This window comes from Pseudomonas sp. EggHat1, assembly GCF_014892995.1.
GTDB classification, from domain to species: domain Bacteria; phylum Pseudomonadota; class Gammaproteobacteria; order Pseudomonadales; family Pseudomonadaceae; genus Aquipseudomonas; species Aquipseudomonas chaetocerotis.
Genome location: NZ_JACKQK010000003.1, coordinates 1 through 23913, shown reverse-complemented (window position 1 = coordinate 23913; position 23913 = coordinate 1). Strand labels below are relative to the sequence as shown.

Here is a 23913-nt window from a genome sequence, read left to right as displayed (position 1 = left end):
GGCCTCTATACCCAACTGATTTGCGGGTAGCCGCCCGGCCACCCGTAGTAGTCGTCTGCGCGCACGATCTGCCCGGTTACCGGGTTACCTGTGCCATTCACCCAGCGCTGCCCGACCTCGGAGAAAAAGCTTCGATAAAACGGCCCAACCACGGTGCGCGGGCGGTCCAGAGTGCGGCTCATGCTGCTGGCCACAATGCCGGCTGGGCCGATTGCCGGGCCGGAGTAGGCCTCGACCTGCATCAGGTCACCGCCGCCCGGGTAGTCATACGGCTCGCGAGAGCGGCACAGGCTGGCCACGTTGTTGGAGTGCGCAACCAACCACATGAGGCGCACGTCCTGCTCGCGCAGTACGTTGCCTTCACCCGGCAGGGTGAGGATGTAGGCAACCGAACCCATCACCAACCCCTGCCCGGCGCGAAACACCGCAAACGGGTCAGGCTCGATGCCGCTGCCGCCGGCGTAGGTGCCAGTCCAGGTGGCGACGTCATCGGGCAGCCCGCTCTCGGTAACCGTGCGCGTGGCGGTGAGCGTGGCGCCTACCTGGTCTATCTCCAGCTGCTCGCTCAGTGAGTGCTCGTCAACCACACTGCCGCCGTACAGCAACTCGAACTCGGTGCTGCGGGTCAGATCCCAGTGGCGGTCATCCACGGCCGTTGAAACGTAGTCGTAGGTTGCGACCTGGCGGCGGCTGTAACGCGCTGTGCGCACGGTGCCAGCGTTGTCATACCAGGCCGTGAGCAGCGCAGAGGTTTGCTCGGTCTCTTCGTCACGGTTACGGCTGCCGCCGCCAGGCGCTGTTGTATCGATGAGCGAATAGGTGGGGTTGCCCAGCGCGGTTTCGCGATCCTCCAGCAGGTTGATGTTCAGATGCTCCAAGGGATCGCCGGTCGGGCCAAACAGGGCTTTGTCGACTATCACCTCCACCAGCCCGCAGTAGCTGGCTGGAGCGCCGCCAGGCGAAGAGCCTGGCGCCGTGCCCGTTGGGTGCGGCAGGCCAACGCCGCCGAAGGCCAGCAGGCTGAGCGCAAACAGCATGCGGTTTTTATGGGCGCCCATGAACGACCATCTGACGCTGTAGTCTGCGGCCTGGCCAACCAGTCGCCACTCACCGGTCGTGTTTTTTGCGGCGCACAACGGCTGGTCCGTGCCCTGGCCGCGCTCTGCGAGAGACCAGGAGCGCGTGACGCTTTGCTGAACGCCATCTGCGTTACGCCAACCCAGGGTGAACGTGTCGGTAAAAATGGGGTAGTCGACGATCTGCGCTGCCGGTTCATCATCCTCTTCCCACCACAGCGGCACGATCCGCCGGGCGGTTGTGAAGAAGCCGCTACCATCAGGCCGTAGGCCGGACCAGAAATACCCATCCCGCATGATCGCCCGCCCCCACCACGCACCACCGGCCGCCTCTACGACGGGGTCAGGTATGTCCGGGCGGCCCATATCAAACGTCCACGTAACCGCGCGGGCATCGTTGAACCTCGGCAGCGGCATGCTGCCGCCGCCGGCCAGTTCCAGCGTGCTGACGCCACCAAGGCTGACCACCCGCCCATGCCACGGCCAGCCAATCGCGACGATCTCGTCGTCATGCCATTCACGGAGCATTGAGGAAGACCCTCGTTTCCTGCGTGCCTTCGGCGTCCTGCATCAGCAGTTCATTGGTCGGTTTGCGCGTGAAGGCCACCAGGCCTTCGCTTGACCACACCAACCGATCAGGGTGATAGGTGCGCGACACTTCAGTGATGGGGCTCACAAGGCCGCCACCACCGCCGGAGGACGGCACCCGGTTCGGGTTCCAACTCCCCACCCCCACCGCCGGCCCGCGCGTGCCGCGCCGCTCCAGTTGCGGCAACTGGGCATTCTTGCGCGGGGACTTCTCCAGGGCGTTGAGATCTTCCTTGATCCCTCGGCGCTCATTTACCAGGCGCTGGCCGATCGCGCGGCGCTCATCGGCGCCGGTTGCGGCCCGGCTTGCGGCCATGCCCTGGGCGATGGCGCGTCGTTCGTCAGCGAGCGTCATGTGAACTCCAGCAGGTCATGCGGCACGGCCACCCGGTAGGTGGCGGCCGTGCTCAGATCCAGTTCGTCGATGTGGTACTCGTCAATCTCCGGCGCCTCGACGCGGAAGTCGCGCGGGTACTGCTCAGAGCCTGGGAATGGCACGTCATAGTTGCCGCTGAAGCCCATCAGGGTTTCGTCGAACTCCGGCGAGTCAGGCCGGCCGCCGAGTTGCGTCACAAGGTCACGCGCGGAGGCGCGCCCGGGTCCGGCTGGCACAGCCGGCGGCGCAGGCACGGTAATCGGGTCGGTCACGTCGCCACCGCCCCGGCTCACGCCGAGGGTGATAGTGGTGATCGCCGTCTGCGCATCGATGCTCAGCTCATGAGTCAGCAGCCATACAGGCGCCTCGCAGCGGCAGCGCTGGTCCTCAACGCGCAGCGTCTGCTGCAGCGTCACGCCCATGGCGTCGCTTGTCGGCACGTCGAAGCTCAGCCGGTTACCCCGGTGCGCGGCGAGTATCTGCACGCGCGCCATGGCCACCGCGCACACCAGCGCGGCTTGCCACCGGCTTTGCTCGCGCAGGTTCACCACCCAGTCACCCACGGCGTCATAGCTGCCGCCGGCTTCCAGACCCTTCCAGCCGGGCTCGGCGAACGTCTCGGCGCGTTCCTGATCGGAGCTGTCGACGGCAACGCGATCACGACGAATCACTTCCCCGGCGGCGGCGATGCTGCCCGGCGCCTCGACGCGCAGTGCGTAGGTTTCGGTTACAGCCTGCACCCAGCGCCGCGCACCGGCCCAGGCGCCGCCCAGCAGCAGGTCGGCGTAGTTGTTGATCCACACAAACTGCGGGTCGCAGAACTGCCCGGTGTTCGTGCCGTCTGTCACGGTCAGCGGCAGGCGGTACCACTCAGAGTTGAAGATTGCCCCGTAGCCCGCGCCGGTCGTGCCCTCCTCAATCATGGGTATATCGGGCAGCTCAGTCGTTTCGAGGTGCCACACGCAGAACCCGCCAATGCCTGTCAGGCCGCTCAGGTTCGGGTGCTGCCAGTTGAAGTTGTCGCGGCGCTCGCGCAGTTTCGGGTAGCGCCACAACGCGTCCACCTCCACCACGTTCACGCGCTCATCGAGGTCGACCGGGCTCCAGGCCAGGCTGCGGTCGAGCGTAACGCCATCGCCGTATACGAAGGCCGGCGCCGTGGCCGCCCAGGGCGTTACCACCAGCTCGCCACCGGGCAGGCGGTTGAGGCTGGCAGCGCGGCTGCTCATACGCTCCTGCGCGTAGTCCCACCGGCTGCGGCCGACTGGGTCCTCGAACAGATCCGCACTCCAATTACCGCCCACCAGGGCATCCACCCCGGCAATGCTCAGCGCCTCGATGGCATCCTGCAGGCGGTCGCTGCACTCCAGCGCGATTACACTATCTACCGGCTCGAACGATGGGCGAATCACCCAGCCGTCGAACAGCAGGTACTCCAGCCACGCGCCGTCACGCCATTCCTTGTAGTACACCGCAAAGGTTTTGCCGGTGTACCAGGTCGGGTCGATGGGGCCGGGGTCGAGCAGCAACTCGCAATCAGCCAAGCTGGCTGCGCCGCGCTCCTGCTCAACACGGATCGTACCCGTCAACAATTCGCTCACATCCTCGCCGGCGAGCATCGCGCGCACATCCCACAGAATGCTGTCACGCGGCGCCACCGTTACCGGCTCGGCCCCGCCGCCCATGCTCCCGGCATTGATCGGCGCGCCGTTGATCAGTAGGCCGTTGATCATGCTCAGACTTCCTCAGCAGTAAACGACCACTCGTGGCGATCAGTCATCGACTCATCCGGCGGCGACACGAACACCATCAGCACCGGCATCCAGCACACCTGATACGCCGTAGCACCAGCCACTGCCGTAAAGGTCACCGCACGGCCTACCGCACTCACCGGGCTGCGCTGCCAGCGGTCATCTACATAGGCAAACGCCCAGGGCGCACGGTCCGGCCGCACGTCAGTCGTGAGCGTGGTGGTCAGGCTTTCAGTGCTGATGCTCAGTGGCTTGGTGCAGCGCAGCTCAAGGGGTTCGTCATAGTTCAGTCCACTGAGGCCAGGCGGCAGAATTCCGGAACCGCTGACGCTGACGGACATACGCCGCGTCCAGTGGCGAAACTTCACCGGCCGACCGCGACTGCGGTAGCGAATCACCCCATCACCGAGCGGGGCATAGCTTTGTACGGGCGCACCCTTCTCTGCCTCGATGGCAACGCCACCGAGGGTCAGCTTGGTTACAGTCATGGATCAACTCCGAGGGCGGCCGAACTTCACGCGCTGCCGGCGCAGGATCTGCTCGAACGGTTGTGGCTCTGCCAGCATTTCGTAGCGCTGCCCCTCCACATTGAGGGTCACGCGGCCAAGGTCGCGGCCAGGGGTGGCGCCGGGTACGGAGGCAGCCAGCTCAGCGGCCGACCCACCGGCCAGGTCTTGCACAGCCAAGCCCTGCATGCGGCTCATCAGATTTTGCGAAGCTGCCGCAGTGAGTACACGCTCACCACCGCCGAAAACAACCAATTCCGGGCCGCGCTCGCCCACCCAGGCCATGCCTGGCGGGGCGCTGTTGGTGCCGGTGGCGAAGCCCGGGATGCCCGAAGTAGGCTCACCCGGCAGGCTCACCTTTACTGGCAGCACAATCTCAGTGCTGCCAAGCTGTGCGGCCAGGCTCTGAATTTGCGCACGTACCGCTTCAATGCTGGCTTCATCAGCCGTAACACTCACGGGCATGCCTTCCAGTTGACTGGCCTGATCTTTGAGCGCCGCGATGCTCACGCCAATTGCCGTGATCTTGTCTTCAGCCCTGGTTTTCTCGATATCGTTTGCTGCCAGCTCAATCTCCTGCAGCTCGCGAATAAAGAACGAGAAACCCGCCGTGCTCTCCCCGGCCGCAGCCAGATCGCGCAGCACCTGCAACGCAGCCTGCGCCTGCCGCTGAGCGCCCTCAGCGTCACCGGCGCTGACCGCATTGCGCGCAGCTCCTCGAAGCGACATAAAGTCGATCAAGCTCGGCTCACCCTGCCCGCCCGACATGATCTCGGTCATGGCTTGCTGATAGCGCTGCTCGATCTTCAGGCGATCATCGCGCACCTTCTCCAGGTCGCGCTGCGCGGCCTTCTCGGCCTGCACCTGCTGCTTGATGGCGTCTTGCGTGGCCTTTACCGTCTCACCCTGCAGACGTTTAATTTCAGCGGTGTATTGGCGAAAACCAGCCAAATCAGCATCACGAGAAGCATCCTGCTGCTTCCTGTTCTCTTCGGCATTTTTCCGCTGTTCTTCAGTGAAACCTGTTTGCTGTCGCAGCAGCTCGGCGTGATAAGCCTTCCATTGCGCTAAGCCTTGATTGATCTGCTCATCAGTCATGTACAGGTCAAGCACGCCAAATCCATCAGCAGCCGCTTGAAACTTTTCTATCTCCTTCTCGGCTCGGCTGATCTCGTCGACGTTACCTGTGAGGCGAGCGGCGATGTAGCCGAGATCCTGCCCCAGGGTGGCAGTGTTGGCACCAGCCTTGATCGTCCATTCAGCAAGGGTCACCAAAGCACCGGCAAGTTTGACGATGCCATCGACCACAGCAGGGTCGGACACGGTCTTGGTGACCTCCTGAATCGCCTCAACCAGCGGCGATACATCAGCGCCGCCAATCGCCGCATTCCAGGCGTTCTGCAGTCTGGTCAGGGCATCGCCTACGGTAATGTTCATGCCATCAACCGCACTGCCCAAGCTATCCATCTGGCTCAGCAGCGCAGGGACGAAAACATCCGTGGTCAGCTTGCCATCGGTGGCCATCCTGGCCAGCTCTTCACGCGTCTTGCCCAAGCCTCGCGCCAAGGCATCGGTTAGCGCCGGAGCGCTCTCAACCATGGCATTGAAGGAATCCCCCTGCAGCTTGCCCTGCTGCAAGGCTTTGCTGAATTGGTTGATCACCTGGGTGGCACGCTCGCCTTTGGCGGCACTGGCCACCAGCCCGAGACCGATGGTCTCGGTAAACTGCAAAGCCTCGCGGTTGCTGAACCCGCGCTCACGCAACACGGACAGCGAGTTGATGTAAACCTCGGCGTTGTTCGTCATGTTGGTGAAGGTGCGGTCGCTGATCTTGCGCAGTGCATCCAAGCTTTCGGCGTACTCTTCATCACTGCGCGTGGCCAGTTTGATGCGGTCAGTCATCTCGACCCACGCATCAGAGGTGCTGGCGATAGTACGGAGCGCCCCAACGAGCGTCTGCACGCTCAGGTAACCAACTACAGCCTGCCCAGCCTGGGCAATACGCTTGTCGAGCGAGTCGAGATCCTTGCGCACCTCATCGAAGGCTTGCTTCGAATTGTTCTTCCCGTCGATCACCAGCTGGGTTCGTACACGGCTCATGCATTAAGCTCCCGCAACATTTTCCGGAATGCATCCGGCTTCGCCTGCGCCCCACGGGCTACGATCAATGCCCGCCGCATTGCGGCCTTCTCTTCGCCATCAACTGCAGCAAGAAAGGCCTCGACTTGGCCAAGCGTATAGCACCGCATGTCGCCCCATTGGTGCCCTGCCCCGATCAGGCGTTGGGCGACTGCAGCCCAGCCAGCGCACTTGCCATCACCGGCAGGGCCTCGCCGAAAAAACCGGCGTTCGCCCGCACCACCTGCACTATCAGTTGAGCAGCAACAGGCGCAGACAGCAGCCAGAGCTGAAAGCGGTTCAGACTCGTGGTGGCGCGCAACACCTTGCGCAGCTCACCAGCATGTTGCACGGCGTAGTTGTTGATGGCCGAAACGCTGCCAGCCCCCATCAAACCCATCACCGCCTGGGCGCTTTTGCCGAACAGCTCAAAATCCTTGAGCCGCACCGGGTACAACTTCACCTTCTTGCGCCCGAGCAGCACCACTTCGGGCTCGGGAATCAGAATCGTCAGATCGGACATAAAAACTCCGGGCAATAAAAAACCCGCCGAAGCGGGTTTTCTTAATCAGTTCCTGGCTATTTCTTTCGAGAGCCAGACATGTAGCTGCTCCTGACGCAGCCATTGCCATCGAAGCTTACGCTCGTGGCGTTTACGTACTTGTCGTTCCAGTAGGTGCTGGTCCCTGCACCCGCTGCACTATCGCCATTTGGGGTGCCGTACATGCTTTCCACGTCCTTCCTGCTCATGCCCGGCACCACTCGCCCCTGAACCTTGGCCTTGCGCAAGTCCTGCTCGGAAAGACCAGTAGAGCACCCAGTGCCGCCACTGTTCGAACCAGCAATGCTTACAGAAGAGTTAGACGCGCTGCTACGTGCAGGGGCGGCAGTAGATGCTGAACCCGCCTCTGTCGTAGCCATTTTTACAGGCTCACTGGAACCAGAAGGCGGCTGGTTGTAGGCAGAAACGACAGCATCAAGCCCATGCTGATCGGGGCAATTCTGCTGGGTGAAAGTCACCTTGCCGCTCGCATCCACACAACGGAAGATGGTCGCGGCCATGCTTTGGCTTGCGAGCAGCAGCAGGATAAGGGCGAAGTACTTGGCCATGGTGGACTCCATTCCGTGACGGATTTGGCAATACGCTAGCACCATCCAGCATCCTTGAAAACAGGCCGGCCTTGGCAGAGCCTCACACCACGTCGGTGTTCTGCACTTCCATCTTGAAGATGGCAGCCTCGCCCACATCGATGATGTTCGGGTCGGGCAGCATACGCAGCTGCACCGGGATCACGCCAAACTCGGCGCCCTGGTTCAGCGGCAGGCCACCATTCAGGCTGATGCGCACGTAGTAGGCCAAAGTGCGGCGCTTCTCGCCGTCGCCGGCTTCGTTCACCTGCTCCCAGAGCACGCGGTAGAACTTGCGGCCAGTCACGAACGGGCTGATCACATCGACGGTTGGGTAGGTGTAATCCACCTCGATCGGCAAGCGCTTGAGGCCGCCATCGCTGGGGGCAGCCTCAGCGTTGATGTCATCGGCCAACTGACCACCAAGAAGCACATGAATGCCACCCGGAGTTACCGCGTAGTCGATGCCGCGTTCATAGACCGGTGTGCCGCCAGCACCAGTCACTTCACTGACCACCAGCGGCAGGTTAGCCAGCATGATGGTGCGGTCGACGTAAGCATCATGTTCTTCAGCTGCCACGGTGCCACTCGGCACGCGCTCGGTGGAGCCGTACAAGATCACCGCCGCCGCGGCCGGGGTGAAGTTCACGGCCTCGCCGGTGCAGTTCAGCGCCGTGGTGGAGGTCACGCCGTCCAGTTCAGGCAAGCCGATACGGGTCGGGTCTTGAATAGTGATCTCGGTCGTCTCCGGCTCCACGGTCACGTTCTGGAGCTTGAACAGCTCTTCGAAGACGCGAGTCGGATAGGCCGCAACCTTGGTCGGGCCGCGGAACAGTTGGGTATGCAGCATGGGTTTCTCCTGGCCGGCGGCCGTCAGTTGTAGGTCTGGACGTACTGGATGCCCAGACGGATGGTGATGCTTTGGGTGGTTTCGCCTTTCACCGCCCAGCGGTATTCGGCTTCGTCGCCTTCCTCATCGAGCAGGCCGGGGAACTTGCGTTCGGGCAGGTCCTGGCCAATGCCGAAGGCGCGCAGCACATCGACGTGGAAGTTGGCCATGTCTTGTTCGGTGGCTGTCTTCTTGAACACACCTTCGATTTCGTACTCACGCACGCGAATGGCTTGCGGACTGGCCCAGCCGATCAGCCGGTCATTGCCGCCGCGCAGCAGCACGTGCATGTGGGGCGCGTTGTCTTTCGCCACTTCAGGCGCGACGAACACGGCCTGCACGTCGGTGTAAAAGCCGGCAGTTGGCTTTATCAGCTCAAGCCGCGCCTTCGCGGCCGCTGTCACAGCGGCCACGTTGGGGAAAAGGGCCATGGGTTACCTGCTGTACTTGAGCAGCTCACGGCGCATCCGCCGCTGGAACTCTTGCTCGAGGCGTTTGTTGACCCAGCGCACGGTGGTCACCGTGGTGAGTTGTTTGAAGAACCAAGCCACGGAAGGCCCCATGGCCGGCATCAGGCCATTCCGGGTGCCGGTACCGTAGCTGTAGGTGAACTGTCCGCCACGGCTTTTGACCATCCGCGTGACGCTGCTACGCGTAGCCAGCGGTTGCCTGGCAAAGCTGGAGGGGTTGACGAAGCCAGCGGCTACCTTGTGCCCCTTGAAACTGCCCACAAGAATCCGCGCCCGCGTGGCGTCGATGGCCTGATAGCCCCAGCGCTTGTACTCGGTGACGTATACCCCGGCAGAACTGGGGATGAGGCGCGCATCGAAGCGTCCCTTGCGCACGTTCACGCGCTTGACCACGATGCGCTTGTTGACCCAGCTGCGCCCCTTGAACATCTTGGCGATGATCGGCGTATAGCGCCGCTGCCGCGTGTCTGATGCTGTGGTATCAAGCGCACCGCGCAGCACTGGCTCAATCTGCCGGCCGATGGACGCCAACTGCCGCTTTGCAGCATCAAAGGCTACCGGGCGAATACCGATCTTCAATCCACCGGAAGTAGCCATAAGCCCCTCACCACCCCGTCGTCGGTATCGTCGGCGTAGTTGGCGACCAAATACAGGTCGCCCTCCACGCGCAGCTGGTCCCCTGCCTGCGGGCGCCCTACTTCGATAATCGCCACCTCAGCCCGCGTCATGTAGCTGGTCACCTGTCCCAGCTCATCGCGATACGGCGCCTCATGCGTCAGGTGCACTCGGCAGCAACGCGGCGCGCCATCGGCGGGCAAGTACTCCCCGGCCTGGCCGACCAGCTCGCTGCAGGTGATGGCCACCTCGGCACGCTGCCCGGTGAAGTCTCGCACGTCGTCGATCAGCAACAGCCGCCCATCGCCGCGCAGGTAGCGCCCAGCCTGCAGCCGCTCATCCCACCAGGCCCGCACCGTGACCTTGGCCGGCGCACGCAGGCCGGTATGGGCTGGGGCGTCGGTGGATTCTTTGGAGCGAATGCCGACCCAGACCCAGTCGAGGACACTCACCGTCAGGTCGGTATTGAGTCGGAGGATGTCAGCGGGCGTAGAGAGTTGGCCGGCTCGCATCTAAACCCCCAACTGCACACGGTAAGGCCAAAGCAGGTTTTCCGCTGTCGGCATCTTCGTGTAGATGGTGCCGACCACACCCTGCTCGCGGTTGGCCACCAGTTCGGCAGCCAGGATCAGAATGGCGGCGCGGACTGGCGCAGGCACATCGGCGTAAACCGGCCCACCCTCTTCCGGCTGCTCGGCAGCCAGCCAGGGAATGGGCCGGTTGATGAATTGAGCCGCCTGCTCGATGCCGGCGGCGAGCTTCTCTTCCAGGTCGGCATCTTCCTGGCTGTGCCGGATACGCAGATGACGCTTGAAGTCTTCAAGGCTTGGCACAGACATGGATGCGCGTCCTACTCGTTGGGTTTCTTCTCGGTCGGCTTGGCAGCCGCTTTGTTGGCGGGCTTGCTGGCCTGCTTGTTCTGAGGTTCAGCCTTGGCTTTTTCCACCTTGGGCTCCTCGACAAGGCCGAGCAGCGCCAATTCCTTGGCACGCTCAACCGACACCTTGATAGTGCTGCCGCGCTTGGCATACACGCCCTGGTTATTGAACCCCTTGAGGGTCTTCACTTTCACATCAGCCATGGGTCATGGCGCCCAGTTGCCTGGGCGCCCTCCTGATCAGGGTCCAGCCGGCGCTTCGAACTCGCCGTGCACGAACGACTCGGGGCGGTACACCGCCAGTGCCAGGCGTTCCTCGGCGCGGATGGTGACCATGTTTTCGCGGAAGTTGGCGCCGTCCTCGGTCGAGACTTCCACCGCTGCATCCTCGCGGTCGAACACCTGGGCGGCGATATTCATCGCGCCCACCAGGAACTCGCCTTCCGGCACGGCGTTGGTGTCCACCACCGGCAGGCGCCACATGCGCTGGGTGCCGCCTTCCTGCACGTTCACCCAGATGTACGAGCCGTTGTCATCCTTCTGCAGCTCGATGTCGGCCCAGTCGATCGGGTTCAGCGCAATGGCGCTGGCACGGTACTCGGCGATGCGAACCTGCAGGATGGCGCGCCGCAGGGTGTCGATCTTGGTGTCGCCAGTTTTACGCAGGCCATCGTCGAAGGCGGTGGCTTGCGGGATCAGGCCCAGCAGGTTCTGGCCAGTACCGTCGCCGGCGATCAGCTGCTCTTCTTCCTTGTACTTCAGGCCGTAGATGGCGCGGCCGTTGATGTAGCTCTGCAGCAGCGGGATATCGGCCAGCACCTGCTTGGAAGCGCGGAACCAGTGGGCGATGGTCTTGACCGTGGTGGTCTTGAGTTCGAACGACAGGTCGGACTGCGGCTTGGCAGTACCCTCGGCGACCATGGCTGCCATGTTCTGGAAGCCGCTTTCCTGCACGAACTCGATGGCGTTCGAGCCGGTGCGGCCCGGCATAATCAGGTCACGAATGGTGAACTGACGTTCCGGCGCGGTGATGATGCCCGGCACGCGAGTCGGCTCGATGGCCACACCCACGCCACCGGTACCGGTGGTCGCGCTGGTGATGTTGGTCACCGCCTTGAGGTTCATGCGGGCGATGCCACGGCCCTTCTCGGCAAGCGCCTTCAGGTCGTCGGTTTCGCTGAACTGCTCGCCGACGGACTTGGCGCCGGCCGGGTCGTTGCTGGAGAAGCGGCGAGCGAGCTTCTGCTCGACTTCCTGCAGGCGATCCTGCAGCCCCAGGCCGGACTTCACCAGGCCATCGAGCACGGTCTTGGTGTCATCCAGGATCTTGCCGTGCTGTTTGATTTCTTCGCTGGCCTTCTCGGCGAAGGTCTTGATCTCGGCGTCACGCTTGTCCAGCGCTTCCATCACCGATTTCAGTTCCAGTTGATCGTCCGCGCGCTCTTTGCGCTGCAGGCGGCTGTGCTCGTTACGAGCGGTGTTGCTGAGTGCGTTGTGCATTGAGTAGTCCTCAGAATTGTGGAAGAGACAGGCCAAGCGTGAGCCGGTCGCTCAGCGCCTTGATGCCGTCGGGTTCCGCCTGTTCGCCCTCGGACTCACTCCGGAGCAGATGCTTCAGGCCGCGATTGGCGATCACCGCAGCCTGGGTTTTCGAGAAGCCTGCCTCGCGCAGGAGCTGCTCAAATTCGGGGAGGCTCGGTAGCGAGCCATGGGCGAGCTTCGACTTGATGGTGTCGATGCGCGCATCGTCGTTGGCCGGGAAGGTCACCAGGCTGATCTCGACCAGATCCAGCTTGGTGAGCGTGCGCACGCCGGTCTTTTCATCGCGGCTGGACTCGCGCACGTAGTAGCCGATGGAAAGGCCAGACACGGCGCCGGCCTTCATCAGCGCGTGCGCCTCGATGGCGCGCGGCACGCCATCCAGAATCAGTTGGCCGTCACCGAACAAGCCGCGGTCGTCTTCCTTGAGGTTCTTCCAGACGCCTACCGGCTGGTCGCTGCGGTGCTGCCAGAGCACCGGCACGGGGCGCCCCTTGGCGGCGATCTCGGCCAGGCTTTCGGTGAAGGCACCGGGCGCGACGATTTCCAGGTAGGAATCGACGACGCCGAACACCGAACCGTAGCCAGAAAAAAGGCCGTCATCGCTGACAGCCTTCACGTGTAGATCGAAGTCCCTGATCTTCAGGGCAGCCGACTTGCGGTTCATTCGGGGTTCTCCGGTTTGTCTTCGTTCAGCCAGTCGATCAGAGCGTTTCGTGCCTGCTGGCCCTGGCTGTCGCCGCCGAGCTTGTCGATGGGGAGTAGGTTCGATTGCACGGTGAGCGCGTCGGCGTTGCCGCCTCGGCGCGGGAGGTTTTCTTTCTCGCGGCAGTCGTCGCGGGTGTAGATGCCGTTCTGCACCATGGAGCTGTAGAAGGCCGCGCGGGCGGCGCTGTCGGCGCGCAGTAAGCCTTCCGGGTTGAACTTGGCGAAGTACTCACGGCGCTCACCCGGCTCCAGCAGCCAGCGGTTGATGCTTTGTTCGATGCGCTTCATCCAGGGCAACAGGGTGAAGCTCAGGAAGGCGATCATCTCCTGCTCCATGCCGGAGCCCCACTTGGTTGCACCTTGCGCCGAGTGGCCAACCATCCACGGAGGGGTACGGAACCAACGGCAGATTTCCTCGACGTTGAAGCCGCGCGTTTGCAGCATCTGCGCGTCTTCTGGCGTCATGCTGACCTGCTGGTACTTCATGCCAGCCTCAAGCACCATGGTCTTACCGGCGTTCACCGCGCCAGTGAACTGCTGCACCATGCTGTCGCGGATCTCGTCGCGCTGTTCCTTCTTCAGAACCTGGTCAGTGGAAAGCACGCCGCCCAGCTTCATGCCGTTGGCGAACATCTTGCTCGCCGACTCGTCGGCAGCCATGGCAGCGCCGAACACGTTGCGCCCCATGGCCAACGGGCTGAGACCCTGCAAGGGGTCAGTGCCAAACCCGCGAATGTGGATTAGCTCGCCCTCTCGCATCACCAGGCGCAGGCCGTTGAGGTCAACGTAGGTGTACTCAATGTCACCCGAGCTGAGGCGCCGCACGCTCATGCGCTGCGGCAGCAGGAACTCCAGAGCGATCACTCGGCCGGCAGAGCGCGTTGGTAGCAGGAAGGCATTGCCATGCAACAGCAGGCTGGCAACGACGCATTCCCAGAACTCGACAGGGGTCTGCTCAGCGTTGGGCTGACGGCTGATCACGTCGTGCAGCGGGTGCCCGTCAGCCACTTCGGCGGCGTTGCTGCCACGGCGATACAGCGCAATTGGCAGCGTTGCGATGGTCTCAGCGATCAAGCGCACGCAGGCCCATACGGTGGATACCTGCAGCGCAGTCTGCTGGCTGACGGTCTTGCCGGATGCCGAGTCGGTACCGTAGAAGGCTTGCCAGAAGTCGCCCGTGGTCAGTTTGATGGTCTGCCCCAGGAAGCCCGCCAGCGACGACTTGATCAGCCCGGGTTCCGCCGAGCGCACCAGCGCTTGGCCGAGCACAGCTTTCAAGGATTTAGTCACTGGTCAGCCCCTTGCGAATGAAGCCGGCAATCACCAACAACGCCACACCGCCAGCTAGCAATGCCCAGCCAATGCCCAGCAGGACGAACACACCAGCCACCAGCAAGCCGAGCCCCAGCAGCGAACACATCAGGAAGATCAGCAAGCCGGTATTCATGGTTGGCACCTGTCACCCGACGATGATCGGGTTGGAAATGAAGTCGTCGATGTCGCCTTTCGGCTCTTCAAACTCGGCAGCCGTCGCCCGGGCAATCGCCATGAGCATCGCCAGCACGCCGTCGATTTTTTCGCTTTCGCGGTCTTTGCCGATCTGGCTCAAGCCGTTGTATTTGCTGGTGAGCTTCTTGGCGTTGGAGATCATCCAGTCCATCACCGGGCTTTCTTCGTGCACCAGCTTGCCGGTCAGCACCAGGTTCTCCACCTCGATGATCGGGGCGGTGAAGGTGCTGGGGTTCTGGCCGATCTCCACCGCCGGCACGCCCTTCTCCATCAACTTCTTGACGAAGTACGGGGCGAACTTGGGGTCATAGTCGAGCTCTTCCACGGCGAACATCTGCAGGTCGCCAGGCTTCTCGATCACCTCGTTGCTGTGCTCAGCACGCCGGCCGGCGATCTGGTCGCCGATCACGTCGAAGTCGGTGGCGTTGCCCGGGGTGATGTGCAGGAAGCCGGCATCCGACCATTTCTGGTAGTGCCGGTTTTCCGGCAGGCTGGCCTGGTACTCGTTCTGGTAGAAGCGCCAGAACACGTAGTACTTGCCGTTTTCGCGGAACACGTAGCACACGGCAGCAATGTCGCGGCGCTCGGCCAGGTCGAGGCCGATCCAGCAGCGCTTGCCGGCGAAGTCTTCGAGCTTGAGGTTCTTGTCCTCGCAGGCGCGCCAGTCGGCCAGGGCGATCCACTTGGCGCCGCCGGATAGCCAGATGTTCAGGCGCTTGGTCTTGAACTCGGGCTGTTCGGACGGCAACCGGATGGCGCTGTTGCAGGCTTCGCGCAGGCCGTCTTCGTAGACGGATACGCCGTAGTTCGGGTTGGCCTTCTGCCACTCGGTTGGATCCTGCCACTTCTCAGGGTCGTCGACGGTGTAGATGATGGCGAGAAATTCGTCATCTTCGAACACGCCTTCGAGCACCTTCTCGGCGTAGCCGTGCAGGTCGAAGCCTGGCCCGCGCAGGTTGATGCCGGCGGTGGTGATCATCCACATCAGCCAGTTGCGACGGGCGCCGGTACCGGAACGGATCACGTCGATGATGCCGGCGTCCGGCATGGCGTGCACTTCGTCGAAGATGGCGCCGTGCGGGTTGAGGCCATCGAGCGATTTACTGTCACGCCCCAGCGGCTTGAAAACGTCCGCCTTGCCGCGCACGAACAGTTCGCCTCGGCGGTCGCTGATGCTGCGCTTGAGGTGCGGGCTGCTCTTGACCATGCGCACGGCTTCGTCGTGCGTGATCTTCGCCTGGTCCAGCTTGGTGGCGGCGGTGTAGACCTCGGGGCCACCCTCGCCGTCAGCGCGGAACAGGTAGAGGCCAACGCCCGAAAGCTTGGTGCTCTTGCCGTTCTTGCGCGGCACCTCTTCCCAAACCCGGCGAAAGCGGCGGGTGCCATCGGCGCGCATCCAGCCGAACGCTAGGGCGATCCAGAACTGTTGCCACAGGGACGGCACGAACTGCTGCCCGGCCCATTCGCCCTTGGAGTGGCGCAGGTAGAGGAAGAACTCCAGCGCGTGCTGGGCGTGTTCCTCGCTGAACCACAGGCCACGCTGGTGGCCGGTCTGCAGATCGCGGTAATGGCGCTCGACGGCCAGACGCGTCCACTTGCAGACAGGTATTTCGCCGGCAATCACCTGGCGGCCGTACAGGTCCCAGTCGAAGAGGCGCTCAGTCGTCTCCACCATGAGGCTTGCCACCAGGGATAGCGCGCAGCCCCATCTCGCGCTTGCGCTGGCGGAACTGCTCGATTGGGTCAGTGCCGAACAGGTCGCCCTGCGGCGTACCCTGCTCGACCTTGAGTTTGTGGAAGCTGGGAATGGTCAACGCCGCCTCGGGCAACCACTTGAGCAGCTCACGCTTCTTGTCGCGGGCCACGTAGTAGGCCTGGTGCGGTTGCTGGTAGCCGTTGGGCGTGCTGACGTAGTAGCTGCCCTTCTCCTTAACCAGCGCCTGCAGGAACTCCTCCTGCGCCACCCAGTCGACGAACGTCTTGCAGATGATGGTCATCAGCATGCCGTCGGTGCGGTGGATGAGGCCGTACTCTTTCAGGGCCGAGGTGACGTGCTCCCAGAGCTTGCGCTCTTTGGCCGACAGCTTGACCGGCGCGTCCGGGATCTCGGAGGCGATCACCTCGACAGCCGGCTCATCACCCAGGCCGCCCTCGATCACTTTCGGGAAAGCCGTGTTCATCGGGGTCACCATAAAGGGCGGTCTCTTGACCCCCCCCCCTATTTGAATTTCACCCACGCGCGAAACTTGGCTCCCCCCGTCGTTCGGAGATCGGATTCGGTAGAGTTTCGATCCCCCCTACCCCATGGCGTGGTTTTCAGTCGCGGCCGCGGCGGTCGTGGCGGCGGCGGTTGTCGCAGGGGCGGCAGAGGCCGCGCACGTTGGCCTCATCGAGGCCTAGGTCCGGGCGTTCCTTGTAGGGCTTGAGGTGGTCGACCACCACGGCCGGCACCACCAACCCTTCAGCCTCGCAGTCAACGCAGAGTGGCCGCGTGATCAGGATGTAATCGCGAAAGCGCCGCCATGCTGCGGTGCTGTAGAACTTGTCCGACTCATCCCGCGTGCGGTTGTAGCGTTTGTTCGCGCCCTTGAGCTGCGAGGCTCGCCGCTGGTCAGCCAACTGCTGATGCTCAGCGCAGTAGCTGCCGTTACCCACCAGCCGACTGCAGCCAGGGTGACAGCATGGCCGAGGCGCATGGTTGGCCATCAGCTACCACCAGGCAGCGTGATGCCCGCCTTCTTCGCTGCATACCGCGTATACAGTGCGCCGGCGATGTCGGCGCCCAACAGGCCAACGATGATGCCGACACCACCGGCCAGCATCAGATTGCCCCACCACCACATAGCCAGCATCAGCGAGGCCATGCCGAACAGAGCGCTAGAGCCGAAACGCAGCATCACGCGGCGCACGATCTCGCCAGTGGTCACGCCCGGCACATCAGCCTGGCGCATCTCACCGACCAGCCCAGCCACAGCAACCAGCAGCAGGAGCAACAGAGGCACGTCGGCAAGAGTCTGGCTTTCGTTCTGCATGCTCACCTCGAATACAAAGGCCCGCGTGCCACGGGCAAATGCCGATGCTCCCTGCCACAGCAGCACCAGCCAGAAAAGACAAAGCCCCGCGTAAGCGAGGCTTTGAATGACCGAGACAGGGGGCTCGGTCAGAGCCAGCACAGCCACTGGCATCAGGCGGATTTATCAAATCCTGCCAACCTTCTACCGTTCGATTCCGGCCCCTGCAACCGGATATCAGCAAATGCGCTCTATTGCGCTCTACGGCGCTCACTGACGCCCTACGACGCCTTAAGGCCGACGAACGGTCATCACGCAGACCGCTTCAACCGCACCTTTAGTTCACGCTCAACAGCCGTATGTAGCGCATCGAGGCGCTCGTAATACGCACTCTTGGCACAACGCGCCACCACCAGCTGTTCGCTCAACGGCTTCTGCGCCAGGTAGCGGGCATAGGCCAACTGCACCAGCAGCGAGTCCAGGCATGGGCTGGCGTTGCTCTGCTCATCAAGCAACGCGCCACGGCGCTCCATGGCAGCCAGGGCAGCGTCCACCTGGCTGGCGGCATAGCCCATGCCTGCACCACCGGTGAGGATCACCGAACTCGGTTCACCACGCGGCGGCGCCCCACACCACTCGATCAGCCCAGCCAGCGGGCTCACACCAGTACCCATCAGCCCACGGCGGCGACGCTGCTCGCCCCAGTCCACCAGCAACCCCTCGATACGTTCATTCATCACTGATCCCCTGTAAAACCAACCCGCCACACCTACCGCCAAACCCGACACATACTCAACACACTTAAAACCCATATAAATCAATGAATTAATAAAAGTGTGTTGGGTGTGTTGGGTGTGTTGAGTTCTCTCGCGCATGAAGAAAAAACAACAGCTAACGGAATGCCTCGCAGCAGATGAACAAAAAAGCGCCCGCACACACGCGCGCCCGCGATAAACCCAACACACCCAACACACTTGCGCAGCAAACCAGCAACGATGCGGCCTGTAGCTGTGTTGGGTTGAGCGAAACACGCCAACACAGTGCCAACACACCCAACACACTTACGCGCGCCGTCATGCCGGATCCGCCTTCACGTGATCCCACTCATCAACCTTCCAGCCCGCAGTACGCGCGGCCTTGCGCCATTCCTCCACCTGCTTGGCCAACGCGAACGCGTCCAGAGATGGGGGCGGGGAAGATTCCTCAACACCCTCCTGCGGGAAGAAGAAAGCCGCAAAGGCCCGGCGCTTCCCGTCGTACCAGGGCACGCCCTTCGCCTTATCCACCTGCGTAGCGATGAAGCCGCTGAACTTCGTATGGCTGAGCGAGTGCTCCTTATTCCGGCTGCACCATTCGAGGAACAGCGCATACAGATCGCTGCTCACGCACGGCTTCCACAACTCGCCCAGGTAGCCCAGGCGCCACTCAGAAAGGAACGTCTGCCAGCTCGCCTTCGAAAGCTCCACCAAGCGCTGCCTGGCCGGCGTCTTCGGCGGTCGTGTGTGCGCGTCGAACTCGCCCAGGTCGTACTGCAACAGATAGCCATAGAAGGCCTCGATGCCGCCTGAATCCTTCTCAGCAATTACCCTGGCCAGCAGCTCGCCCTGCAGCGTCCAGTCCGGCCACACCACCAGCAGGCGCCGGTCGTCTTCAGCAATCGGCCAAGGAATGATCTCGTTGGAAAGGAACACGGCGTTCATATAGTTCGCCTCTTCCCAGCCCGAGATGAACTTAGACTCGATGCGCATCGTCTTGCCGGTGATCATGTGCTTGATCTTCCCGACCTGGTTGTAACGCTGGTCGCGGCTGACAACCTCCTCGAACACGCCATAGAGCTTGCTCGACTGCCACGCCGACCACTGCGACTCCAGCTGCGTCTGCCCCACCGTCGCCCCGTAGGCGCCATAGATCGGCCGCATGATGTCCGACAGCAACAAGCTCTTACCCGAGCCCTCCATCGTGCTGTGCATCAACACGGCGGTGGCCATCTTCGTGCCCACCTGCTGCAAGGGCAGCGCTAACCAGCACAGCAACCAATGCCGCGCATCCGCATCGCCGTTACACAGAAAGTCCACCATCTCGAGGATGGCCCGGCACTTCGAGAAGTCCTCAGCCGGCGTCAGCGGCAAGCCCTCGAACGTGTTGATATACACCGCAGGGTCAAGGCTCATCGTCGGGTCAAACACCAGATGGTCTTGATCCACCTCCCGCCGCTCGCTGCTGTTCAGCCACAACGTATAGGCATCGCCCAACGCCACCCGCAGCGCCGCCACCGGAATGCGCCGACGCTTCTGCGCATCCCATATATCCTGCGTGCCATCGATGTACACATAGCGCTCGACAGGCGACATACCGCCACCGGCCTCAGCCTTCGCCTTGCCCTTAAGCTTCGCCTGATCGATCAAGCGCTGAGCCTGATCCTCAGCAATGCACTTCTTGTCCTCACGCTCAGCCCATGCCTTCGCCACCGGCTTCGTCACCAGCATCTCGAACGCCGTGCGCTTGATCGCCACACGCTTGTACAGGTCGAAAACCTTCGTCGTGCCCTCGATCAACGCGTAGCGCTGGAAAACCTTCTGCCCAGCGTCAGCACCACTCTCCCCGCCCCCCTCGGATGCAGGAGCGGCCGCCGCAGCGGCCTCACCAGATGGGGCCGGGGGAAGATCATTCGCAGCAGCATGCACAGCCGGCACCAACTCCAGCGCCGCCACCAACTGCGCCCGCACCGCATCCAGCCCTTCGGCCACCTGCAGGTCATTCCAATCCTTGCCATGGCCACCGGCCGGGAAAACCGCCACGCCTCCAACCTCAAGCGCAGCGGCCTCAGCCTTCGTGCGCCCAGGGTTGCCCGGCTTGGTCGGGTCATCATCACCACACAGCACAATGCGCGCCGCTGGGTGCTTCGCCCGGATGGCCCTGGCAACTGCCGGCATATTCCCCGAGTCCACCGCCATCACCACCGGCCAGCCGGCAGCCTCCAGGCAACTGGCCGCCGTGGCGTAACCCTCAGCAATGCCGATCACATCAGTGGCCAGGTGCTCGCCCAGCACGTGGAAGCAACCCGCCTTACGCCCGTAGCGCGGGAACAACTTGTTGCCCTGCGGGTTTATCTGCTGCAGCGACTGAATCAAGCCCTGCTCATCGCGCAGCGCAATCACCAGGTCACCGCGCTTGAACACCAACATCGACAGATGCGCCGGCCGAGGCTTCGGCACCGCCTTCAGGAAGGTCTGAGCATGCTCTCCCTCCCAGATCTGGCAGCGCTGCTCTTGGTCGTCGATCTCCAGCACCACCGTGCGCGCCATAAAGCGCACGCCCCAGGCCTGCACCTGCTTCTTATCCAGATACGGGCTGGTGCCCTGCTCGCTGGCATGCTCAGCCCAAATGCGCTGACAGGCACCGGCCACGGCGGTACGCATCACCGCCAGCAAGGCTTCGTCCGCCTCGATCTCGGCCTGACGCTTCGCCCGGCGAGCCTCCTGCTCGCGCGCGAACTGGCGCTTCTGCTCGGCGGTCAGTTCCTTCTTTTCCGGCGTCCAGCCGTTGTCCTGAGCCAGCTTGATCACCGAACCCAGGCCAGTACCGCTCTTGCGGAACGACTTCCACACCGACTTCGCATCGGCCAGCTTGTAGCCCGTGCCACTCTGGCTCCAGTCGTTCCAGGCATCCCAGCCCGACTCGCCAAACTCGGCCTTGATGCCCATGCCGACCGCCACCCACGTCTCCCGGCTATCCGCCGGGATAAAACGCAGCAGCAACGGCAGCTCAGAAAGGGAAAGCGGGATCTTGTCAGACACTGGCCGCCTCCACCCGCTTGAACTCGACGACCCATACCCAGGGGTTGGCATCCCATGACTCAGCGCCGTTGATGTCCGCCCAGAGGCGTTTGAAGCGGTCACGGGGCTGGTTCATCGCATTGAACAGCTCACGCTCGGCACCATCCCAAACATCGACATTACGGATGTTCTCTGGACGGTCAACTCCTTCCGCGACGGCTTGTTCCTCGTTGATATCCTGCAGGCGCTCGACGCGCACGGCTGTTATCTCCAACAGCATGCGGCAGGCGGCGCGAGGCATGTGGATGCTTGGCTTCCACTTGATGCCGAAGTCTTTCCTGGCGTCATCGCTGTATGATCCGGGCGGAGAATCAGCCGCGAACGCATAGCGCTGCAACGGGCCAGCAGGATCAGGGCGATGCTCAATCCCCGTGCCGCGAAGATCGGTGAACGACTCACGCACCCAAAGCCGATCACCAGGCTGACCATAAGGACACTTACGGCCGTTCTGCTCAAGCAACCGGAGCAATACCGCTGGGTCGCCTTCCCAAGTAACAGCTGCTCGGTCAGTTACCATCTGAGGTACCGGCTTGATAACCCGCCGTGTCACCGTCTTACGACCTTCAAGAATGGCCCGCACCATCGGGCCGCTGAACAGAATCGGGCGCTCCTTCACAGTGCAGCCCTCGACGCATTGGCCGCCTGCCAGTAGTCCTGCAGGGCAACCTTGATACCTGCCCAATCACGCATCGCGTGCAGCTCACGCAGGCGCCGGGCCGCTTGATTCACTTTGCCGCGCAGCTTGGCGCGCAGGGCTGGGCGGTTCATGAACCTTCCCCTTGAAACTTTCCCGCATCATTGCGGCGCTGAGCGATATCCAGCAGAAGCCGCAAGCTTTCTACTCCGAGAAAACGTTCCTCACTCGCGAACTCCACTAGCTCAGAATGAAGGTCACCAAACTTGATCCCTTCATCAGCGTTGAGGCAGTTCATCTGCCGCAATTTCTTATCAAGCCACTCGCGCGCTGAAGCACACGGAAGGCAGGTTTTATAGGAGAAGCCCCGGCCATCCATCGCGCCAAAGTCTCGATCGTATTGGCTAGCCTTCGTGATAACGCTATGGCATTCGCAGCATGCATGTTCCTTGGCGGCAACCAGCGTTACCACCCCATGGAAGTCGCTCATGACGGCACCTCCTGCCCACGCTTCGCCGCCTGCTTGGCACCTTCGAGGATGCCCAGCATCTTGCGGATCACCGCCCAGGTGTGTTCCTCCAGGGCCGCCACTTCGGCGTCCGTCCAAACGCCATCGTCAACGGCCTCAGCCACGGCGCTCACATAGCCGGCCTGCTTGGTCAGGAAGCGCCCCATCGTCAACATGGCATCGCGGCTGGCCTCAACCGGCTGCACCGCAAAGCTGGCCACGCCATACACCTGCTCGAACCACTCGCGCACGGCTGGGCCGCGCACCAGCTCCACCACGCGGGCCAGGTCGCACGCGCGCAGGTGATGGTCGGGGTAAGCAGTAGAGAGACGTTTCTGGAAGGGCCCGTAGGCTTCACCCAACAGGGCGCAAACGGCGGTGTGCCCGCCGCGATACTCGCGGCAATCGAGGTCGACTGCCTCTTCCAGGGCGCGCTGCGGGCCCTGGTCAAACACGGTTGCAGTGCTCATTGGTAGTTAAACCCTGTTCACTACCATAGACGCCGGCTCGGCAACTGCCGCACCATACGCCTACAGCAGTCGAGTGCGCCCGTTTACGTGCTGTGGGCAGGCGCCTCGAGTGTTGAGGAGATCAGGGGTGGTACCCGTTCTCCGGACCGCGGGAACCAGGGCCGAAACCTTGGTGAGTGGACGCCCTGTGTTCCCGCCTCTATTGCACCTGCCGCCGAGGCGTCAGGTTTGTTGCTCTTAGGCGGCCTCTTGTTTCCTTGGGGCAGCAGCTTGCAAAAGAACCTCAGGCGAAAAAGCGTTGCCCAGTTCAGCAGCGCGCTTGGCCAGCAGCTCGGCATAACGCGTCTCGCCGGTGTACTCGGTACGCGGCAGCACGCCAGCCTGGCGCCACTTATTCAGGGCCTGATAACTGCGCCCGCAAACTTTCGCCGCAGCACCGATACCGCCAGCGGCCTCGAAAGCAAACGCAACAGCGTTGGGAAAATCCTCAAGGCGAAGCATGGTAGGCACCTCATATCAACTCGCGGTTGATATTAAACATCAACTGACTCTTGCGCAAGGCGCGTGGCAGTATCAATCGATGGTTGATAGAGAACGCAGCAAAGAAGAATTTGCCGATCGGCTGAACCTTGCTTTGGACGAAGCTGAGGTGCGCGCCCACGGGCGCGGGGTGGATATTCGTACCGAGCTGATAAAGCGCGGCGCGAAGGTCACGACGCAAGCCGTTAGCAAATGGCTCAAAGGTGAGTCAGCAGCCACTGGTCAGAATTTACTGGCGCTGTGCTCATGGCTGAACGTGCGGCCGGAATGGCTGGAGTACGGCATTAAGCCCATGCGCCATGACAGCATTGGCGAGCGGCGAGGCGCCTACGGCCCCAACGTCGAGCCGGCCGGTCAACCCTACCGGACCTACAGCTACCCAGTGATTAGCTGGGTGCAGGCCGGCGAATGGGCCGAGGCCCCGGATAACTTCCAACCAGGGGACGGCGAGAGCTGGGAAGAATCATCGGTCAATGCCGGCGCCCACGGGTTCTGGCTGAAAGTGCGCGGCGACTCGATGACCAGCCCCAATGGCATCACCTTCCCCGACGGCATGCTGATTCTGGTGCGCCCAGAGATGGACTTGATCAACGGAAAATTCTACGTCGGCAAGCTGCTCGACACAGGGGAAACCACGTTCAAGCAGCTGATACTCGACAGCGGCCGCAAGTACTTCCGCCCATTGAACCCGACATACCGAACCATCGAGATCAACGGCAACTGCACCATCGTCGGCCGCGTGGTGGATGCCCGCTGGCCAGGGC

Annotated in this window: 29 protein-coding genes; 1 reads left to right on the top strand and 28 read right to left on the bottom strand. The window is 62.6% G+C overall.

The window, feature by feature from the left end:
- Positions 1–5: 5 nt before the first annotated feature.
- From INS93_RS06465 to INS93_RS06330, 28 genes are all read right to left on the bottom strand, one after another.
- Positions 6–1604, bottom strand: a complete 1599-nt coding sequence (locus tag INS93_RS06465; protein ID WP_192980742.1) for a hypothetical protein — start codon at positions 1602–1604, stop codon at positions 6–8.
- Positions 1594–2019 carry a hypothetical protein gene (locus INS93_RS06460; protein WP_192980741.1) on the bottom strand — a complete coding sequence of 142 codons (426 nt, stop codon included), beginning with the start codon at positions 2017–2019 and terminating at the stop codon, positions 1594–1596. The genes INS93_RS06465 and INS93_RS06460 overlap by 11 nt, the downstream gene beginning before the upstream one ends.
- Entirely contained in the window at positions 2016–3773 is a 1758-nt protein-coding gene (locus tag INS93_RS06455) for a hypothetical protein (RefSeq protein WP_192980740.1), read from the bottom strand. The genes INS93_RS06460 and INS93_RS06455 overlap by 4 nt, the downstream gene beginning before the upstream one ends.
- Before the next feature lie 2 nt (positions 3774–3775).
- The gene (locus INS93_RS06450; RefSeq protein ID WP_192980739.1) at positions 3776–4279 is read right to left on the bottom strand and encodes a hypothetical protein; all 504 of its coding nucleotides are present in this window, start codon (positions 4277–4279) and stop codon (positions 3776–3778) included.
- A 3-nt stretch (positions 4280–4282) separates the two neighbouring features.
- A complete protein-coding gene (locus INS93_RS06445; protein ID WP_192980738.1) occupies positions 4283–6397 on the bottom strand; it encodes a tape measure protein in 2115 nt (704 codons plus the stop codon).
- A 175-nt stretch (positions 6398–6572) separates the two neighbouring features.
- A complete protein-coding gene (locus INS93_RS06440) occupies positions 6573–6938 on the bottom strand; it encodes a hypothetical protein (protein ID WP_192980737.1) in 366 nt (121 codons plus the stop codon).
- Positions 6939–6994: 56 nt separating this feature from the next.
- Positions 6995–7525, bottom strand: a complete 531-nt coding sequence (locus INS93_RS06435) for a DUF4124 domain-containing protein (RefSeq protein ID WP_192980736.1) — start codon at positions 7523–7525, stop codon at positions 6995–6997.
- Between the two features lie 82 nt (positions 7526–7607).
- Positions 7608–8393, bottom strand: a complete 786-nt coding sequence (locus tag INS93_RS06430) for a hypothetical protein (protein WP_143503774.1) — start codon at positions 8391–8393, stop codon at positions 7608–7610.
- 23 nt (positions 8394–8416) lie between these two features.
- On the bottom strand, positions 8417–8863 hold the full coding sequence (locus INS93_RS06425; RefSeq protein WP_192980735.1) for a hypothetical protein: 447 nt from the start codon (positions 8861–8863) through the stop codon (positions 8417–8419).
- A 3-nt stretch (positions 8864–8866) separates the two neighbouring features.
- Complete coding sequence (locus INS93_RS06420; RefSeq protein ID WP_226945363.1) at positions 8867–9499, bottom strand: hypothetical protein; 633 nt, start codon at positions 9497–9499, stop codon at positions 8867–8869.
- Complete coding sequence (locus INS93_RS06415; RefSeq protein WP_192980734.1) at positions 9478–10029, bottom strand: hypothetical protein; 552 nt, start codon at positions 10027–10029, stop codon at positions 9478–9480. Before INS93_RS06415 ends, INS93_RS06420 begins: the two co-directional genes overlap by 22 nt.
- Positions 10030–10356: a head-tail connector protein gene (locus tag INS93_RS06410; RefSeq protein WP_192980733.1), complete on the bottom strand. Its 327-nt coding sequence runs from the start codon at positions 10354–10356 to the stop codon at positions 10030–10032.
- Positions 10357–10367: 11 nt separating this feature from the next.
- Positions 10368–10598, bottom strand: coding sequence for a hypothetical protein (locus tag INS93_RS06405; RefSeq protein ID WP_192980732.1), 231 nt, complete (start codon positions 10596–10598; stop codon positions 10368–10370).
- 36 nt (positions 10599–10634) lie between these two features.
- Positions 10635–11894 carry a phage major capsid protein gene (locus tag INS93_RS06400; protein WP_192980731.1) on the bottom strand — a complete coding sequence of 420 codons (1260 nt, stop codon included), beginning with the start codon at positions 11892–11894 and terminating at the stop codon, positions 10635–10637.
- 10 nt (positions 11895–11904) lie between these two features.
- Complete coding sequence (locus INS93_RS06395) at positions 11905–12600, bottom strand: HK97 family phage prohead protease (RefSeq protein WP_192980730.1); 696 nt, start codon at positions 12598–12600, stop codon at positions 11905–11907.
- Positions 12597–13931 (bottom strand): phage portal protein, encoded by a 1335-nt coding sequence (locus INS93_RS06390; protein WP_192980729.1) that lies wholly within the window; start codon positions 13929–13931, stop codon positions 12597–12599. The genes INS93_RS06395 and INS93_RS06390 overlap by 4 nt, the downstream gene beginning before the upstream one ends.
- Positions 13924–14088: a hypothetical protein gene (locus INS93_RS06385; protein ID WP_192980728.1), complete on the bottom strand. Its 165-nt coding sequence runs from the start codon at positions 14086–14088 to the stop codon at positions 13924–13926. Before INS93_RS06385 ends, INS93_RS06390 begins: the two co-directional genes overlap by 8 nt.
- A gap of 12 nt (positions 14089–14100) precedes the next feature.
- The gene (locus tag INS93_RS06380) at positions 14101–15825 is read right to left on the bottom strand and encodes a terminase large subunit (RefSeq protein WP_192980727.1); all 1725 of its coding nucleotides are present in this window, start codon (positions 15823–15825) and stop codon (positions 14101–14103) included.
- Entirely contained in the window at positions 15809–16330 is a 522-nt protein-coding gene (locus INS93_RS06375) for a P27 family phage terminase small subunit (protein ID WP_192980726.1), read from the bottom strand. The genes INS93_RS06380 and INS93_RS06375 overlap by 17 nt, the downstream gene beginning before the upstream one ends.
- A 136-nt stretch (positions 16331–16466) precedes the next feature.
- Entirely contained in the window at positions 16467–16856 is a 390-nt protein-coding gene (locus INS93_RS06370; protein ID WP_192980725.1) for an HNH endonuclease, read from the bottom strand.
- Complete coding sequence (locus tag INS93_RS06365) at positions 16856–17182, bottom strand: phage holin family protein (protein WP_192980724.1); 327 nt, start codon at positions 17180–17182, stop codon at positions 16856–16858. Before INS93_RS06365 ends, INS93_RS06370 begins: the two co-directional genes overlap by 1 nt.
- A 290-nt stretch (positions 17183–17472) precedes the next feature.
- Positions 17473–17898: a hypothetical protein gene (locus tag INS93_RS06360; protein WP_192980723.1), complete on the bottom strand. Its 426-nt coding sequence runs from the start codon at positions 17896–17898 to the stop codon at positions 17473–17475.
- Positions 17899–18234: 336 nt separating this feature from the next.
- The gene (locus INS93_RS06355; RefSeq protein ID WP_192980722.1) at positions 18235–20958 is read right to left on the bottom strand and encodes a DUF5906 domain-containing protein; all 2724 of its coding nucleotides are present in this window, start codon (positions 20956–20958) and stop codon (positions 18235–18237) included.
- On the bottom strand, positions 20951–21580 hold the full coding sequence (locus INS93_RS06350) for a hypothetical protein (RefSeq protein ID WP_192980991.1): 630 nt from the start codon (positions 21578–21580) through the stop codon (positions 20951–20953). Before INS93_RS06350 ends, INS93_RS06355 begins: the two co-directional genes overlap by 8 nt.
- Before the next feature lie 29 nt (positions 21581–21609).
- Positions 21610–21765, bottom strand: coding sequence for a hypothetical protein (locus tag INS93_RS06345; protein ID WP_192980721.1), 156 nt, complete (start codon positions 21763–21765; stop codon positions 21610–21612).
- Entirely contained in the window at positions 21762–22121 is a 360-nt protein-coding gene (locus INS93_RS06340; RefSeq protein WP_192980720.1) for a hypothetical protein, read from the bottom strand. The genes INS93_RS06345 and INS93_RS06340 overlap by 4 nt, the downstream gene beginning before the upstream one ends.
- On the bottom strand, positions 22118–22609 hold the full coding sequence (locus INS93_RS06335; RefSeq protein WP_192980719.1) for a phage regulatory CII family protein: 492 nt from the start codon (positions 22607–22609) through the stop codon (positions 22118–22120). Before INS93_RS06335 ends, INS93_RS06340 begins: the two co-directional genes overlap by 4 nt.
- A gap of 237 nt (positions 22610–22846) precedes the next feature.
- Positions 22847–23110, bottom strand: coding sequence for a hypothetical protein (locus INS93_RS06330; RefSeq protein WP_192980718.1), 264 nt, complete (start codon positions 23108–23110; stop codon positions 22847–22849).
- On the opposite strand from INS93_RS06330, the gene INS93_RS06325 reads away from it, so the two are divergent.
- Positions 23109–23913: LexA family protein (locus INS93_RS06325; protein ID WP_192980717.1), on the top strand; the 805-nt coding region annotated here is incomplete at its 3' end. The two genes, INS93_RS06330 and INS93_RS06325, sit on opposite strands and share 2 nt — an antisense overlap.